13 protein-coding genes are annotated in these 14,730 nt (G+C 56.6%); all 13 read left to right on the top strand.

Annotation, left to right across the window (positions count from 1 at the left end):
- The first annotated feature begins 5 nt into the window (after nucleotides 1-5).
- The 13 genes from ACJ8J1_RS16210 (at nucleotide 6) to ACJ8J1_RS16150 (ending at nucleotide 14,599) form a co-directional block, all read left to right on the top strand.
- Nucleotides 6-1,100, top strand: coding sequence for an efflux RND transporter periplasmic adaptor subunit (locus tag ACJ8J1_RS16210; RefSeq protein ID WP_226773025.1), 1,095 nt, complete (start codon nucleotides 6-8; stop codon nucleotides 1,098-1,100).
- On the top strand, nucleotides 1,090-3,048 hold the full coding sequence (locus tag ACJ8J1_RS16205) for a MacB family efflux pump subunit (protein WP_033644807.1): 1,959 nt from the start codon (nucleotides 1,090-1,092) through the stop codon (nucleotides 3,046-3,048). Before ACJ8J1_RS16210 ends, ACJ8J1_RS16205 begins: the two co-directional genes overlap by 11 nt.
- 26 nt (nucleotides 3,049-3,074) lie before the next feature.
- Nucleotides 3,075-4,424 (top strand): efflux transporter outer membrane subunit, encoded by a 1,350-nt coding sequence (locus ACJ8J1_RS16200; protein WP_046688534.1) that lies wholly within the window; start codon nucleotides 3,075-3,077, stop codon nucleotides 4,422-4,424.
- 2 nt (nucleotides 4,425-4,426) lie between these two features.
- On the top strand, nucleotides 4,427-5,689 hold the full coding sequence (locus tag ACJ8J1_RS16195; protein ID WP_033644809.1) for a beta-ketoacyl-[acyl-carrier-protein] synthase family protein: 1,263 nt from the start codon (nucleotides 4,427-4,429) through the stop codon (nucleotides 5,687-5,689).
- An 11-nt stretch (nucleotides 5,690-5,700) separates the two neighbouring features.
- Nucleotides 5,701-5,943 (top strand): acyl carrier protein, encoded by a 243-nt coding sequence (locus tag ACJ8J1_RS16190; protein WP_033644937.1) that lies wholly within the window; start codon nucleotides 5,701-5,703, stop codon nucleotides 5,941-5,943.
- 548 nt (nucleotides 5,944-6,491) lie between these two features.
- Nucleotides 6,492-7,040, top strand: a complete 549-nt coding sequence (locus ACJ8J1_RS16185; RefSeq protein WP_033644811.1) for a tyrosine-type DNA invertase — start codon at nucleotides 6,492-6,494, stop codon at nucleotides 7,038-7,040.
- Between the two features lie 482 nt (nucleotides 7,041-7,522).
- Nucleotides 7,523-8,038, top strand: coding sequence for a fimbrial protein (locus ACJ8J1_RS16180; protein WP_033644812.1), 516 nt, complete (start codon nucleotides 7,523-7,525; stop codon nucleotides 8,036-8,038).
- Nucleotides 8,039-8,125: 87 nt separating this feature from the next.
- Complete coding sequence (locus tag ACJ8J1_RS16175; RefSeq protein ID WP_033644813.1) at nucleotides 8,126-8,803, top strand: fimbrial biogenesis chaperone; 678 nt, start codon at nucleotides 8,126-8,128, stop codon at nucleotides 8,801-8,803.
- Nucleotides 8,804-8,908: 105 nt separating this feature from the next.
- Entirely contained in the window at nucleotides 8,909-11,458 is a 2,550-nt protein-coding gene (locus ACJ8J1_RS16170) for a fimbria/pilus outer membrane usher protein (protein WP_033644814.1), read from the top strand.
- Nucleotides 11,459-11,468: 10 nt separating this feature from the next.
- Nucleotides 11,469-12,527, top strand: coding sequence for a fimbrial protein (locus ACJ8J1_RS16165; protein ID WP_071991675.1), 1,059 nt, complete (start codon nucleotides 11,469-11,471; stop codon nucleotides 12,525-12,527).
- A gap of 60 nt (nucleotides 12,528-12,587) precedes the next feature.
- Nucleotides 12,588-13,115 carry a fimbrial protein gene (locus tag ACJ8J1_RS16160; protein ID WP_103681943.1) on the top strand — a complete coding sequence of 176 codons (528 nt, stop codon included), beginning with the start codon at nucleotides 12,588-12,590 and terminating at the stop codon, nucleotides 13,113-13,115.
- Nucleotides 13,116-13,174: 59 nt separating this feature from the next.
- Complete coding sequence (locus ACJ8J1_RS16155; protein WP_033644815.1) at nucleotides 13,175-13,870, top strand: response regulator transcription factor; 696 nt, start codon at nucleotides 13,175-13,177, stop codon at nucleotides 13,868-13,870.
- Nucleotides 13,871-13,915: 45 nt separating this feature from the next.
- A complete protein-coding gene (locus ACJ8J1_RS16150; protein WP_033644816.1) occupies nucleotides 13,916-14,599 on the top strand; it encodes a response regulator transcription factor in 684 nt (227 codons plus the stop codon).
- Nucleotides 14,600-14,730: the final 131 nt, after the last annotated feature.

Below are 14,730 nucleotides of genomic sequence, written 5' to 3'. Positions count from 1 at the left end.
GCGGGCTGTTAGGGTTGAATCGGGCGCCTGACGCATCACCGCCGCAGACGGCGCGCGTCGATCGCGGCGACATCGAAAAAAGCGTGTTGGCTACCGGCATTTTGAAACCGGCCCGGCAGGTGAACGTTGGCGCGCAGGTCAACGGCCAACTGAAAAAACTGTATGTCAAACCGGGGGACAGAGTGGCTCAGGGCCAGCTGTTGGCCGAGATAGATCCGACGTTGCAACTTAACGAACTGCGCAAGTCGCAGGCCGAATTACGCAGCGCGCAGGCGCAGAAATTGGCGAGTCAGGCGCAGCTCAAGCAGTACCAACTGGAGTTGACGCGGCAAAGGGCGTTGGCGCGAGATCGTGCCGGCGTGGCCAGCGATTTGGAAAAAGCGCAGGCGCAGCACGACGCGCAACTGGCGCAGTTGAAAGTGAACGAGTCGCAGATCGTTCAGGCCGAAGTCGCGCAGGAAACGGCGAGAGCCAACCTGGCTTTTACCCGTATTACCGCGCCTATCGACGGCGAAGTGCTGGGTATCGTCACTCAGGAAGGGCAAACCATCGTCTCATCGCAAAGCGCACCGACCATTTTGGTGATGGCAGACGTGGATACGATGATGGTGCATACCCGCATATCGGAAAATGACATCTTGCAGGTGAGGGCGGGGCAGCCGCTGTGGTTTTATGTCGCCGCCGATCCCCGCCGCCGATATGAAGGGGTCATGGGTGCGATACAGCAAGCGCCGGCAGAAGCGCTGGAAGCCGATCCGCTGGGCAGAAATTCAAGCCAGCAAACGGCGGCGGTGTATTACAACGGCGTATTTGCCGTCGCCAACGGCGAACGTCGATTACGCACCGCGATGACGGCGCAGGTATTCATCATTACCGAACGCGCCACGGGGGTGGTGCGGCTGCCGATGGCGGCATTGGGAGAGGCTCTGGATGGCGAGCGCTATCAGATCAGAGTGTTGGAAGGCCAGCGGGTTGTCGCGCGCAGCGTGCGCATCGGGAAGCGCGATCGCCGCTATGCGGAAGTGTTGGAAGGCGTGAGAGTGGGTGAGCAAGTGCTGCTGGAACACCAGCCAGATACGGAGGGTGAGCATGTCAGCTAGCACGGATCCCATTATCGTTTTGGAGAACGTTTCGCGCGAGTTTCAAGCCGGAGATCAGAAAATCACGGTCCTCAAACGCGTTTCCCTGAGCATTCAGCGGGGAGAAATGGTCGCTATCGTCGGCGCCTCCGGCTCCGGAAAATCGACGTTGATGAATATTATCGGTTGTCTGGACAAGCCTTCTCAGGGGGATGTGTACATCAACGGGGTGGCGATTGGGCAAGCCGACGGCAATCGCCTGGCGCGGCTCCGCAGTCGGCATATCGGCTTTATTTTCCAGCGCTATCATCTGATGCCCTATCTGACGGCCGGTGAGAACGTGGCGATCCCTGCATTGTATACCGCCATGCCGGCCGCCGAGCGCCGCCTGCGGGCCGCGCATTTGTTGGCTCGCCTCGGGTTGGCGCAGCGCGGTGGCCATCGTCCGGCGCAGCTTTCCGGTGGGCAGCAACAGCGGGTCAGTATTGCCCGAGCTCTTATGAACGGCGCGGAAATCATTTTGGCCGATGAACCTACCGGCGCGTTGGATAGCACCAGCGGTCAGGCGCTGATGGCCATTTTGCATGAGCTGAACGCTGTCGGACACACCGTGGTCATCGTGACGCACGATCGGCGGATCGCCGAGCAGGCGCAGCGGATCATTGAGATCGGCGACGGCGAGATCGTGGCGGATCGTCGCCACGATGTCGCCCGACAGCGTTTTGCGTTCGAGAGGCCGCTGGCGTTGGCTGCGCCGCTGAAACGCATGAGCCCTTGGGCGGCGCTGCGAGAGGCGCTCGGCATGGCTTGGCGGGCATTATTAGGGCATCGGGTCCGGGCATTATTATCGATGCTCGGCATCATCATCGGCATTGCGGCGGTCGTTTCCGCCATCGCCATCGGTGAAGGCACGCGCCAAAGCATCCTCAGGGAAATCAGCCAGCTCGGCTCCAGCACGTTGGACATTCGTCCCGGATTGGGATGGGAAAAAACGCGTCCCGATTTTGCGCGTTCGCTGAGTGCGTGGGATGCAGCGCTGCTGGCGGCCTTGCCTTATGTCGACAGCGTTTCGCCGGTTATCAGCACTCAACTGTCGGCCGTGCGCGAAGGCAAGCAGGTGCCGCTCGCCGTGATGGGCGTCGGCGAAGGGTATTTCCGCACGCAGGGCATTCGGCTGCTTTCCGGTGGTCTGTTTACTGCGCAGGATCTGAGTGACCGCGCACCGGTGGCGGTGATCGATCCCTTGCTGCAACAGGCTCTGTTTTCTTCCCGGCAAGATCCGGTGGGCGCGGTTTTGCTGATCGCGGGTGTGCCTTATCGGGTGATCGGCGTCGCGCAGCGCCGCGGCGCCCAATACGCCGGTTCTCAACCGCTTGCCTGGCTGCCCCATACCTCCCTGACTGGCCGCATCGCCGGCGATATGCCGCTGGAATCGATTGTGATGCGAGTGAATGAAAAATTGACGTTGGAAGCGGCAAGGCGGGATGTGACCCGGCGTTTGACCGTAGAACATGGCCGGCGGGATTTTTTCACGCTGACCGACGATCAACTGACGCAATCCATTCAGCGTGCCTCCGACTCCATGCGATTGCTGATTACCGCGATTGCCGCCATCTCGCTGCTGGTCGGTGGGGTGGGGGTGATGAACATCATGTTGGTTTCGGTGACGGAACGAACCCATGAGATCGGCATTCGATTGGCGGTGGGCGCCGCTGAGAAAGACATTATGCGGCAATTTTTGATTGAGGCGGTGGTGATCTGCAGCCTGGGGGGCGTGTTGGGGATAGCCTGCGCCGCGCTGGTTAAAGGGATTCTGAGCGGCTTGGCGCCGCAGGTGACGATGATCTTTACCTGGCCGCCATTGCTGCTGGCCTGCGGGTTTTCGGCGTTGATCGGCGTCGGGTTCGGCTTCTTTCCAGCCCGTGCCGCCGCGCGCCTGCAGCCGGTGGAGGCGTTGGCGCGAGAATGAACCGACTTTTGATTTATGGACTGGTCATGCTGTCTTTGAGCGCTTGCGGAGGGCGGCCGATCGACGCCACGGCGCCACCGTCGTTGCCGCAGCAGTGGCGCGTGGTCGATGAACGTTCCGGTTCATTGCGGGCAGGCGTCGCCTGGTGGGAAAACTTCAATGATCCGCAGCTTTCCTCGCTGATCGATGGCGTGCTCATCGCGAATCAGGATCTGGCGCTGGCTGGATTGCAGTGGCGTGAGGCGATGTTGGAGGCCGGGTTGGTAGCCGGCAATGCGACCCCCGACCTGGCCGCCAGCCTGAGTGGCCGCAATACCAAGGCATTGCGCGGCGCGGCGCGGCCGCAAGAAAGTTACCGCGCAGGGCTGTCACTGAGTTATGAACTGGATTTATGGGGCAAGCTGGCGCGCATTCGCGAGCAGGCTCAGTGGCTGGCCGTCGCTTCGGAGTTGGATCGGCGCAATACCGCGTTGACTTTGATCGGCGCTACCGCTCGCGGGTATTGGCAGATCGCCGATTTGAATCAGCAAGTCACCCATCAGCAACAGGCGGTGGCGTTCGCGCGTGAGACTGTACGGCTGGTGGCGGCACGTCACACCGCCGGCGACGTCGGCCGATTCGAGTTGTTGCAGGCGGAGCAAAACCTATTGGCGCGTGAGAATCAACGGGATGAACTGGTACGGCAGCGGGAAGACGCTCGCAACTCGCTGGCGCTGTTGTTCGGCCGTTCACCCTTGCTGCGATACAGCGAAAGGCGAGCGCTACCGATCAACGAGGTGCCCATTGCGCCACGTCTGCCGGCGGCGGTGATGGCGCGACGGCCGGATGTGCAGGCGGCGGAGCGGCGCCTGCGGGCGGCGCTGGCCGGTGCGGAGGCCGCTACATTGCGTTTTTATCCGGCGCTGAGTCTGGATGCCGCACTGGATGCCGGCAGCGGGCTTTTCCGCCAATGGTTCAGTGAACCTTCGCGCTCGCTGGGCGCGACGTTGACGCTGCCGTTCATCGAGTGGCGCAAGATGCGCTTGTCCAGCGACAAAGCGACGTTGCAGGTGCAGCGCGCGGAGATTCAATTTCGCGATGCGGTTTACCGCGCGCTGGCAGAGGTAGACAGCGCCATGCGGGAACGTCTGGAAGCGCAGCGGCAAATCGGCAATCAGCAGCGGCATCTGGCGATGGGGCGACAAGCCGTGGCATTGGCCCGCCATCAATATCAGGCCGGTTCCGTCGCGCTGCAAACGTTGCTGGACGCGCAAGAGGCGGTGTTAGCCAGCGAGAATTCACTGTCGGCACTGCAATATCGCTACCTGAACGCCACGATGCAGCTCTGGCTGGCGCTGGGCGGCAACGAGGCTTTCGCATCCGGGCAAGGGGAGTAAGCATGGACAAAGAACGGAATACAAGACGCGTGGTGGTCACCGGTTACGGCGCCGTCACCGCGCTGGGTGGCAACGCGCCGCAAAACTGGCAGGCGATCATGGCCAACCGTTTGGCCTATCGCTATCACGATAAATCGGCGGCGGGGATCCACGCGCGCTTTTTTGCTTTGCTGGAGGCCGAACCGGCGTTGGAAGGCGTTGCCGCGCGGGTAAGCCGCCGTCTGCCCAGATTCGCCAGGCTGGCGCTGGCCGCCGCCACGGAAGCGATCGACATGGCGTTTTCATCTGGCCACGTGAGGCCCGGGCATTTTTATTCGTCGTTGGACTGCGGGGTGATTATCGGCAGCGGCTGGGGCGGCCAGGATGAGATCATGCAAAACAATGCGGACTATCTGCAATCCGGCATGGGGCAGCTGTTTGGCTGTTTTCACGCAATGCCCAATATTGCGACCGCCATATGCGGCCAACATTGGCAGTTACGGGGTTATCAAAGTTCGCCGGCGGCGGCCTGTGCGACCGGCGGCATCGCGATTGGCGATGCGTTTGAGGTGATCCGCAGCGGCCGCGCTTCAATGATGTTGGCCGGCGCGTCGGAATCACTGAGCGGCAATGGCGCGATATGGAACATCGACGCGTTGCGTTTGCTGAGTCGGGAGCAAAAGGATATCACCAAGGCCAGTTGCCCGTTCAGCCGGGAGCGCAGTGGCTTCGTGTTGGCGGAAGGGGCCGCCGTGTTGTGTCTTGAGGAGCGAGAGGCGGCTTTAGCGCGCGGCGCGACAATACTGGGGGAGGTCAAGGGATACGGCAACTTTTCAGACGCTTTTGACCTCACCGCACCGGCGGAGGATCCGCAGGCCAAGGTGAAAACCATTCGATGGGCTCTGGAACAGGCGGGGCTAGGCAATCATGAAATCGACTATATCAATGCGCATGGCACGTCGACGGCGCAAAGCGATGTGAACGAAACCGCTGCGATCAAGGCGGCTTTGGGGCGCGATGCTTACCGTACACCCATTTCCAGCACGAAATCCTATACCGGGCACTTGCTCGCCGCATCCGGCAGCTTTGAGGCGATCGTCTGCCTACAGGCGTTGCAGCAGCAAATGATGCCGGCAACCTGCCATTTGCACGAGAGCGATCCCGAATGCGATCTCGATTATATCCGCGAGGGGCATCGTCGCGGTCGTTTGCGCAATGTCATGAGTCTCAACTTCGGTTTCGGCGGTGCTAATGCAGCGCTGGTATTCGGCAATCACAATGGATAATGGTAGGGGATATGGAAAAGTATCATCGATTGTATGAGGCGATTTGCGGCCTGTTGTATGAAGCCAAAGGATTGGACAGAACGCTGCTATCGGCCGATATGCCGCTGCAACAGTTGGGGTTGGACAGCCTAGATTATATGGAGTTGATGCTGCTGGTTAGGCGTGAGTTCGGCATTACGCTCAATGCGGAAATGTTTATCGAACGGCCTGATCTGACCCTTGGCGAGCTGTGTCACGTTATGACCAGTCAATAATTCCCCCCCCCCCAGGCGGCCGTGTGCGGCGGTCAGACCTGGGTTATTCCCCATCGTGACTTTTATTTCCTCCTGCCCTGACCTTTCCTCTTATCGATTCACATAAAGATTAATACTTATAGGTTTGGTTAAGATACGTTCGCGCCGGCGGATTTATTTCGTTTTTTTACGAGCCGTATAACGCTTTGAAACCCATGGCGCCTCGCGATTTTATTAGGATTTTTCTTTGTTTTGTCGGTTTGTTTGCCAATTTTAGCGCATGTGTGAAATGGAAGTATTAACGCAAACTAAAGTGAATCGGGAAGTATGACGTCCTTATTATTTCTGATGGTGGCAGTTGAGCTGCGGTTTTCATTAATGAGGGGGCCTCAAGGGGGGCGCTGAAGGGGGGATTAATCCCTGTACACTGTTCGCGTTTGGCAAATCCGTTATACTCCGCGCTGGATGCAGGAACCTATCCATAGCCAGGGGAAACCCTGAGTGTCCATTGTGGTGATGTAAAAGGAAAATGACAGCCACATTTTTCCGATCAAAGTAATAGAGGTTGTATGTCTAATCGTAAACATCTGACGCCTTCTGAAGTGGAGAGACTGCTTGAGGTCACGCTGCATGGAAAGAATCCAGAACGCGATTATTGTCTGATTTATATGTGTTTTATTCATGGTTGCCGCGCCAGTGAAATTGGGGGATGGCGTTTGTCGGATATCGATCTGGAAGGCGGCAACATTTATGTTCATCGCTTGAAGAATGGTTTTTCCACGGTGCATCCGCTTTATCTGCGAGAAAGGCAATGTTTGCGGCGTTGGCTGGATAAACGCCGGCAACACCGTTGGGCCGATCAGGAATGGTTATTTCTTTCCAATCGGGGCGGGCGTTTGTCGCGCCAACGTATTTACGGCCTGCTTCGTCATTACAGTAAGGTGGCGAAACTGGAGATTAACGCCCATCCGCATATGCTGCGGCATGGTTGCGGATTTGCGTTGGCGGACCGAGGTATCGATACCCGATTAATTCAGGATTACCTCGGGCACCGAAATATTCAGAATACAGTGATTTATACCGCCAGCAATGCACAGCGCTTTAAAGAAATTTGGTAAGCGCGATTTAATAGAGTAACGGCAAGGAGTCACTTTGAACTAAACTGAAACATACTGTAAGGACGCGTAAAAACAATGTCAATATTCCTACGCTCACTTTGCCTGACAAAGGAAAATATTTTTTAAAAACATAGCGTTGTGTTCATGTTTCATTTCTTCCGCACTCCAGCCATCTAAGCAAAATCCTAATCAAAGAAAAGTCATTTTAAATCAATCGGCCAATTCCTTGGTTTTTTGGTCTGATTTGAGGTTATTTTGTTTTCTATTTGGCTTTAAATTCTATCTTTTATTTGTTTTTTGGTTTTAAAAACCAAAGGAGTCACTTTAGTTCAAAATGAATCGTTTGGGTGAATAAGCCTTAGGCCATCAATAAGTTTGGTAAAGGGTATTTGCTCTTCGTGGAACTAAATAAAAGGGAATGACATTAAGGATATGTCGGAAATAAAACCATGCATATTTTGCATAATTTTAAGGAAAGTAGGATGAAAAAGAATCTGCTGGCTGTAGCTGTTTTGACCGCGTCTGCATTTACCACCTCCGTATTTGCCGCTGATGGCAAGCTGAATATCACCGGTAGCATCACCGATCAGTCGTGCACCGTCGATCCGGACTCCCAAAACAAGCAGGTCGCTCTGGGTAAGATCGCCAAAGATGCGTTTATTCAATCTAATACTGCAGGTGCCAAGGCATTCAACCTGGTGTTAAAAAACTGCCCGGCGACTGTCACCGGCGCCACCGTGCGTTTTGACGGCACTCAAGTTCAGGGCCAGTCCGGGCTGTTGAAGCTGACTGACGCCGCCGATGTTGCTGGTGGCGTTGGCGTACAGTTGCTGGATGATGCCAGCAATGTGCTCAATATCGGCAACGATTCCCGCGTATATACGCTGGCAGAGAACAAAGACAACGTTCTGGGCTTTGTGGCGCGTTATTACGCTTACGATACCGTTTCCGTCGGTAGCGCGAACGCCACCGCCAACTTCACTATTGTCTATCAGTAAATTCACGCCGTTATATCGGCGTGAGCGTTAGAAAAATGGGCCAGAGGCTGTGTCTCTGGCTCTTTATTCATCGGGGAAGATAACAAAATGAAAGCGGGATATTTTGCGCTGACGGCAGCGTTATTGATGGCGCTTTGGGCTCCGGCTCAGGCCGGCGTGATCGTGGGCGGGACACGGCTGATATACGACGGAGGTAAAAAAGAGTCCGCTCTGAATATCAATAATCCGGATGCGGTGCCTTATTTGATCCAATCCTGGGTCGATGCTCAAGAGGGGGAAAGCGCTAAAGCGCCGTTTATCATCACCCCACCGTTGTTTCGCTTGGACGGCGGCCAAAATAACCTGCTACGCGTAGTGCGTGCGGGCGGCAATTTGCCGACGGACAGAGAATCGCTGTATTGGCTGAATGTGAAGTCTATTCCTTCGGTAGAAAAGAAAGAAAACACGCTGCAAATTGCGATCAAGACCCGCATCAAGCTGATTTATCGTCCCCAGGGGCTGGCCGGTAATCCGGAAGAAGCGGCCGGCAAAGTAACGTGGCGGCGCAGCGGCGATCGGCTGCAGGTGACCAACCCTTCACCCTATTACCTCACCTTTTTTAATTTGAAGCTGAACGGCAGTGCCATTACCGGCAACACCATGGTTGCGCCGCAAGCTACCGCCAGTTTTCCGTTACCGACGGCGCAGGGTGGGGGAGGCAGCCTGAGCTGGCAAATCATCAACGACTATGGCGGAACCGGCCAGACCTATACCGGCACGTTATAACCGGGCCGCGATACGTGTTTTTTGGCCCCGGAGTAACGCTGGGGCCGGCGTTCGGCTTACCTGAATTTTAGGCGGCTGAGCCAATCGGGACAGGGAGTTAAAAGGATGAATAACCCGAATAGCATTGGTTTACCAGGGACACGATCGATTTTGGCCGGTTTGATGTCTTGCCAGGTGGCGCTGCTTTATCCAATCGGTGCGGCGCATGCGCGTGATTACTTCAACCCGGCGCTGTTAGAGATTGACAACCCGGCGCTGCGCGGCGCCGATCTCTCCGTATTTGAGGAAAACAACAGCCAGGCGCCCGGCAATTATCGGGTCGATCTTTACCTTAACGGCGAACAGGTTGACAGTCTCGACGTCGAGTTCCGGCTGATGCCGACGGCTGGCGGAAAGCAAGCGCTGCAGCCTTGTTTCAGCGCGGAAAAATTGGCCGAATTGGGGGTGAGAGTCTCCATGTTACCGGCGATTGCGGCGGAGGAGCGCTGCGTCAATCTGGCGCAGGCCATTCCTCAGGCTTCGACGGTGTTCCAGTTTAATCAGCTGAGATTGAATCTGAGCATTCCGCAAGCGGCATTGAACTTAAATGCGCGCGATTATGTTTCTCCGGATAAATGGGACTCCGGCATACCGGCGCTGTTGGTCAATTACAACTTCAGCGGCGCCAATAGCCAAACACGCGGCAGCGAACGGCAGAACAACAATAACTATTACCTCAATTTGCGCTCGGGCATCAACTGGGGCGCCTGGCGTTTGCGTAACTATTCCATCTGGAATCACTACACCGGCGGCGCTTCATCCTGGCGTTCAATCAATACCTATCTGCAGCGCGATATTGTTGCGTTGCAAAGCCGCCTGACTCTGGGCGACAGCACAACGTCCAGCGAGGTGTTCGACAGCGTACAGTTCCGCGGCGGGCAATTGGCTTCTGAAGATGACATTCTGCCGGACAGTATGAAGGGCTACTCGCCGGTGGTGCGCGGGATTGCGCGCACTAACGCGCAAATCGTGATCCGGCAAAACGGCTACGTGATTTATCAAAGTTATGTGCCGCCGGGTGCGTTTGAAATTACCGATCTGTACCCCACGGGCGGCAGCGGCGATCTGAACGTCAGCGTGCGCGAGGCTGACGGGCAGGAGCAACATTTCGTGGTGCCTTATGCCGTGGTGCCGGTATTGCAGCGTGAAGGGCGTTTCAAATACAGCCTGACCAGCGGGAAATACCGTTCATACAGCGGCGGCGTTGATGAACGTCCGTTCAGCCAGGCCACCGGCATCTACGGTTTGCCGTGGGGGGCCACGTTGTACGGCGGCGTGCAAGCAGCCAGTAAGTACCAGTCTCTGGCGCTGGGGTGGGGGCAGAACATGGGGGCGGTGGGGGCGCTGTCCGCTGATGTCACTCAGGCATGGACCAAGCAGGAAACTCGGCCGAAAGAGCAAGGGCAATCATGGCGCCTGCGTTACGGCAAAAACTTCATTGAAACCGGCACTAACTTCAGCTTGGCCAGCTACCGCTATTCCACGCGTGGTTTTTATAACCTGCAAGAGGCGCTGGAGAGCTACGGCGGCAACAGCGCGATCTATAACGATCACAAAAAGAGCCGTGCCGAGTTGACGATGAGCCAGAGCCTGTGGGATCTGGGGGGAACGCTGTCGCTCAGCCTGTTTAACGAAGACTACTGGAATGACAATCGTCGTTCGCAGTCGGTCAGCCTCAGCTACAACAACAGTTGGGAAGCTGTCAGTTACGGACTGAATTACACCTTCAGCCAGAACGGGTATGACAACAACGGCAACCGCAGCAATATTCGCGACCATATCGTGGCCTTCAACGTCAGCGTGCCGCTCAGCAAATGGCTGCCTGGCAGCTACGCCACCTACAACATGAACGCCAGCCGCAACGGCGCCACCAGCAACAATCTTGGGTTGAGCGGCATCGCTTTGCCGGGCAACAACCTGAACTACAGCATCAGCCAGGGCTACACCGGCAGGGGCGTGGGGGCGAACGGCAATATTCAGGCGGACTACAAAGGCGCCCTCGCCGAGTGGAACCTGGGGTATGGCTACGATCGCCATCGCCAACAGGTGAGCTACGGCGTGCAGGGCGGTGTTCTGGTGCACCAAAACGGCGTCACGCTGTCGCAGCCGCTGGGCGATACGGTGGCATTAGTGCAGGCGCCCGGCGCTTCAGGGGTGGATGTTTTGAACCAGACCGGGGTCAGCACCGACTGGCGCGGCTATGCGGTTGTGCCTTACCTGACGCCTTATCGGCGCAATATCGTCGGCCTGGACGGCGAGTCTTTCGCCGAGGATGTCGATATGACCTTGAGCAGTCAAACGGTGATCCCAACCCGTGGCGCCGTGGTGCGTGCCAGCTTCAATCCGGATGTCGGTGCCCGCGTGTTGCTGACATTACTGACGCGCAGTGGCAATCCGGTGCCGTTCGGCGCCACCGTCAGCAATCTCAATAGCCCCTCTGATAATGCCGGCATTGTCGGTGACGGCGGGCAGGTTTATTTGGCCGGCATGGCGGAGAGTGGCCGGCTGCAGGTTAAGTGGGGCAATGACGCGGCTCAGCAGTGTCAGGCTAACTATCAATTGGCTAATCAGCCAGAGAGCGGCGGAATACGTCTCGTTAACGGACTGTGTTTATAAGGTGCAGACAATGGCGACAGGAATATCGATTCAACGCAGGGCGATCGCCGGTGGGCTGCTGGCGTGCGCAATACTGGCTGTACAGCAGGCGCAGGCGGCGCCAGGGCAGTGTACGCCGATATCAGGAACGCACGGCTTTTCATTTGCCTTTTCCCCAAGCTTAAGCGACCCATCGCAAAACGTGACGGGGCGGATTATCAAGAACGCGGATAAGAACGCATGGAACTTGCCCGGTTCGTATTATGTGAAATGCGAATGTACCGCTCGCACGGCTTCTTACATCACCGCCAAAATGCTGTTGACCAACCCGGTATTTCAGGAGGGCGGATTGACGTATTACGCGTTGAACGAATATCTGGGCGTCGCCAGCGAGGTCTTCGTGGCGGGGCAGCGCAATGAATACCTTGCTGCACCCTTTACCAATGAGACTAACCGTAAGACCAGCATGGATGGCGATGATGAATCCTGTGCCCGTTCGCCCTACAACAGCGGCGCGCGTGGGCGCATTCACCTGTATTTCCGTCGGCCCTTCGTTGGCGTGACGGCGATCCCGAATACCCGACTGGTGGAAACGTATGTATCGGTAGTGAGTGGCGTGAAAAGCGATACGCCGGTTTCCACCATCTCTATGAGCGGTACCGTCACCGTGCCGCAGAGTTGCGAGATCAGTCCCCAGACGGTGGTGGTCGACTTTGGCGATATCGTCAGCACCCATTTCCAAACGAAAGGCGCGATGCCACCTCGTTTCACACCGGAAGAGAGAACGCTGACGCTCTCTTGTCGCAATATTTCCGAGGGCGTCAAAGTCAGTCTGTCATTTCGCGGCGAGGCCGACGGCAACATGCCGGAGGCGCTGAAGACCAGCAACCGCGATATCGGCGTGATGATTAAGGATATGCAGGGCAATGTGATTCGGCCGCAGAGCGGGCGCTTGCCCATCGATAACTTCCACTATCCCGACCAAAGCGGCAGTTCGCGGATCAGCGTATATCCGATCAATACCACCGGGCAAGCCCCTTCAGTGGGGCAGTTCAATGCCACGGCGACCATTCAGGCCGAAATCCAATAAACGGATATTTCAACGGCAGCGGGCTGACAGGCCCCTGCGTTTAACGACAAGGAGCAGATTATGGTGAAAATGTGTAATCGTTTTGGCTGCAACCTGGCGCTGACCGGCGCGTTGCTTTTGACCGTACCGGCGGCGCACGCGGTATCGAAAATAGTGATTAGCGGCAACATTAAAGCCGCCCCCTGCGAAATCGACGGTGCGAACGGCACTGTGTCCGTCAATTTGGGAGACGATATTTCCGCTGCTACCCTGGCGACGTCCGGGGCTTTCAGCCCCTGGATAGAGTTTCCTCTGACGTTAAAAAACTGCCCAAGCACCACCACCTCTGTCGTCGCGACCTTCAGCGGGACGCCCGCCGAGGAAAGCGCCAGCTTGTACAAGAGCAACGGCGGCTCTCGTCGGGTGCAAATTGAGTTGCAGAATAGCCAAGGGGCCAACCTGGGCAATGGCAAGAGCATGACGCAACTGGTGGATCGCGCGACGAATAATGCCAGATTCGATTTACGTGCGCGGGCATACAGCACCCATGGCGGATCGACGCCAGGTTCAATAGACGGCGCTCTGCAGGTCACTTTTGTCTATCAGTAGGCAATGGGACAAAAGGACCGGCGTGGGCGGAAGGTTAACGACAGAGTTAAGGTGATGATATGAAAATCAATTATCCCAATGGAATGGCCTTGGCGGTGGGCAATGAAGCGGCGGGTGCCGTGGCTGTCATGGAACCCTGCGCCATGACGGCTCTGGGGATGAGAAACCGGTTGATTGAATCCTGTGGTCTCCAACCTGGCAACATTCGGCAGGTGGCAAATCTGGTGGAACTGAGAGCCTTATTGACTGAGCATCCGCATCGTTTATTGGTGATGGAGCTGTGTGGTCAATCAGAGTCGGTATTGGAGGGATTCAAGCTGATCGCTGAGGTGCGGGAAAACTCGCCGGACACCGCGATTGTCATCTGTACGGCATTGGATGAACCGAGGCTGTTGCGGCAGCTCATCGCTTCCGGTATTCGCGGCCTGATGCTGAAGCAGGAACCGGCTATTGCATTGACCCACTGTGTTCAGCAAGTCCTGACAGGCAGTTGCAGCTTCAGCCACCGGGTACGCCAACGTCAATTGCATGAGGCTGGCGCCGATAAACCGCTGACGGCGAAGGAACTGGATGTGTTGACCCAACTGTTTTCCGGTAAGAGCGTGACCAGCGTGGCGCTGACCATGTGCCGTGATATCCGCACCGTCAGCACCCATAAACGCAATGCGATGTTGAAGCTGGGGTTTCACAGCGATGGGGAACTGTATCTTCAGGGGAAATGGATGGCTGCGCAAGGTTCATCCTTGGTTCGCTAGGCAAGCGCACGAGGTCTCGTGGGCAAGCAAGCATAGGAGCAGATTATGCATTTATGGCGTCAGCAACCGCTGAACATAGCATTAATGGACAGATGTCCATTGACGCTGGAAGGGTTGGCCAGTTTTTTAAAAACGCTGCCAACCCAGGTAAAAGTCGTCGTAAAGGAAACCAGCGTACGTGCGGTGGTGGATAGCGTGGTCTATCAGCAGGCCGACGTGCTGATTACCGAACTGGACGGTGAAGATGAGACGCCCGCTAAGGGCAGGGAAGCGTTGCTGGCCCTGTGCACGCAACTGCCCGAATTACGGGTGATTGCCTATACCCGTTGCCGTAATGCAGAAGAGTTAGGGCGATTGTTGCCTCAGCCCAATGTCAGCATCGTCGCCAGAGATGACGCTTTACCGCTGGTGGCGGAGTTTTTTAATCGGGTCTTGCTTGGGGAGCGAGTGTTGAGCCCACAGATAGGGACTTTTCTGGCCCCCTCGGTTAGCGCAGATGAGGTGGCCACTCGGAAGCTGACTCGCTGCGAGACTGATGTGTTGGCCTTTTTGTTCAACGGCATGAGCCTGCGGCAAATTGCCGAATTGCAACGCCGCAGCATCAAGACGATCAGCGCGCATAAATGCAGCGCCATGCGCAAACTGCAGGTGAAGAATGACAGCGAACTATTTTCATTGCACGGCAATATTACGCGACAATTTGGCGGGAAGTGGTCAAAGGGGACTTAATCGTTAATGACAGGGTATAAGCAGGTAGCATAGGCGTTGAAAAAACAATCAAACAAGTGTTCCCCTGGGCGGGTGGATGAAAGCAGCTCGGCGTTGGAATAGTGCTGAATTAGACCGTTGTTGGCGTGCCG

Origin of the sequence: Serratia sp. CY37869, assembly GCF_052168895.1 — a bacterium.
In the GTDB taxonomy this organism is placed as follows: Bacteria; Pseudomonadota; Gammaproteobacteria; order Enterobacterales; family Enterobacteriaceae; genus Serratia; species Serratia ureilytica.
This window is presented reverse-complemented; position numbering and strand designations above follow the sequence as displayed.

What these genes read in the sequence shown, in the direction of transcription:
- ACJ8J1_RS16205 (WP_033644807.1), top strand. Translation starts at nt 1,090, where the DNA reads ATGTCAGCTAGCACGGATCCCATTATCGTTTTGGAGAACGTTTCGCGC.
- ACJ8J1_RS16200 (WP_046688534.1), top strand. Translation starts at nt 3,075, where the DNA reads ATGCTGTCTTTGAGCGCTTGCGGAGGGCGGCCGATCGACGCCACGGCG.
- ACJ8J1_RS16195 (WP_033644809.1), top strand. Translation starts at nt 4,427, where the DNA reads ATGGACAAAGAACGGAATACAAGACGCGTGGTGGTCACCGGTTACGGC.
- ACJ8J1_RS16190 (WP_033644937.1), top strand. Translation starts at nt 5,701, where the DNA reads ATGGAAAAGTATCATCGATTGTATGAGGCGATTTGCGGCCTGTTGTAT.
- ACJ8J1_RS16185 (WP_033644811.1), top strand. Translation starts at nt 6,492, where the DNA reads ATGTCTAATCGTAAACATCTGACGCCTTCTGAAGTGGAGAGACTGCTT.
- ACJ8J1_RS16180 (WP_033644812.1), top strand. Translation starts at nt 7,523, where the DNA reads ATGAAAAAGAATCTGCTGGCTGTAGCTGTTTTGACCGCGTCTGCATTT.
- ACJ8J1_RS16175 (WP_033644813.1), top strand. Translation starts at nt 8,126, where the DNA reads ATGAAAGCGGGATATTTTGCGCTGACGGCAGCGTTATTGATGGCGCTT.
- ACJ8J1_RS16170 (WP_033644814.1), top strand. Translation starts at nt 8,909, where the DNA reads ATGAATAACCCGAATAGCATTGGTTTACCAGGGACACGATCGATTTTG.
- ACJ8J1_RS16165 (WP_071991675.1), top strand. Translation starts at nt 11,469, where the DNA reads ATGGCGACAGGAATATCGATTCAACGCAGGGCGATCGCCGGTGGGCTG.
- ACJ8J1_RS16160 (WP_103681943.1), top strand. Translation starts at nt 12,588, where the DNA reads ATGGTGAAAATGTGTAATCGTTTTGGCTGCAACCTGGCGCTGACCGGC.
- ACJ8J1_RS16155 (WP_033644815.1), top strand. Translation starts at nt 13,175, where the DNA reads ATGAAAATCAATTATCCCAATGGAATGGCCTTGGCGGTGGGCAATGAA.
- ACJ8J1_RS16150 (WP_033644816.1), top strand. Translation starts at nt 13,916, where the DNA reads ATGCATTTATGGCGTCAGCAACCGCTGAACATAGCATTAATGGACAGA.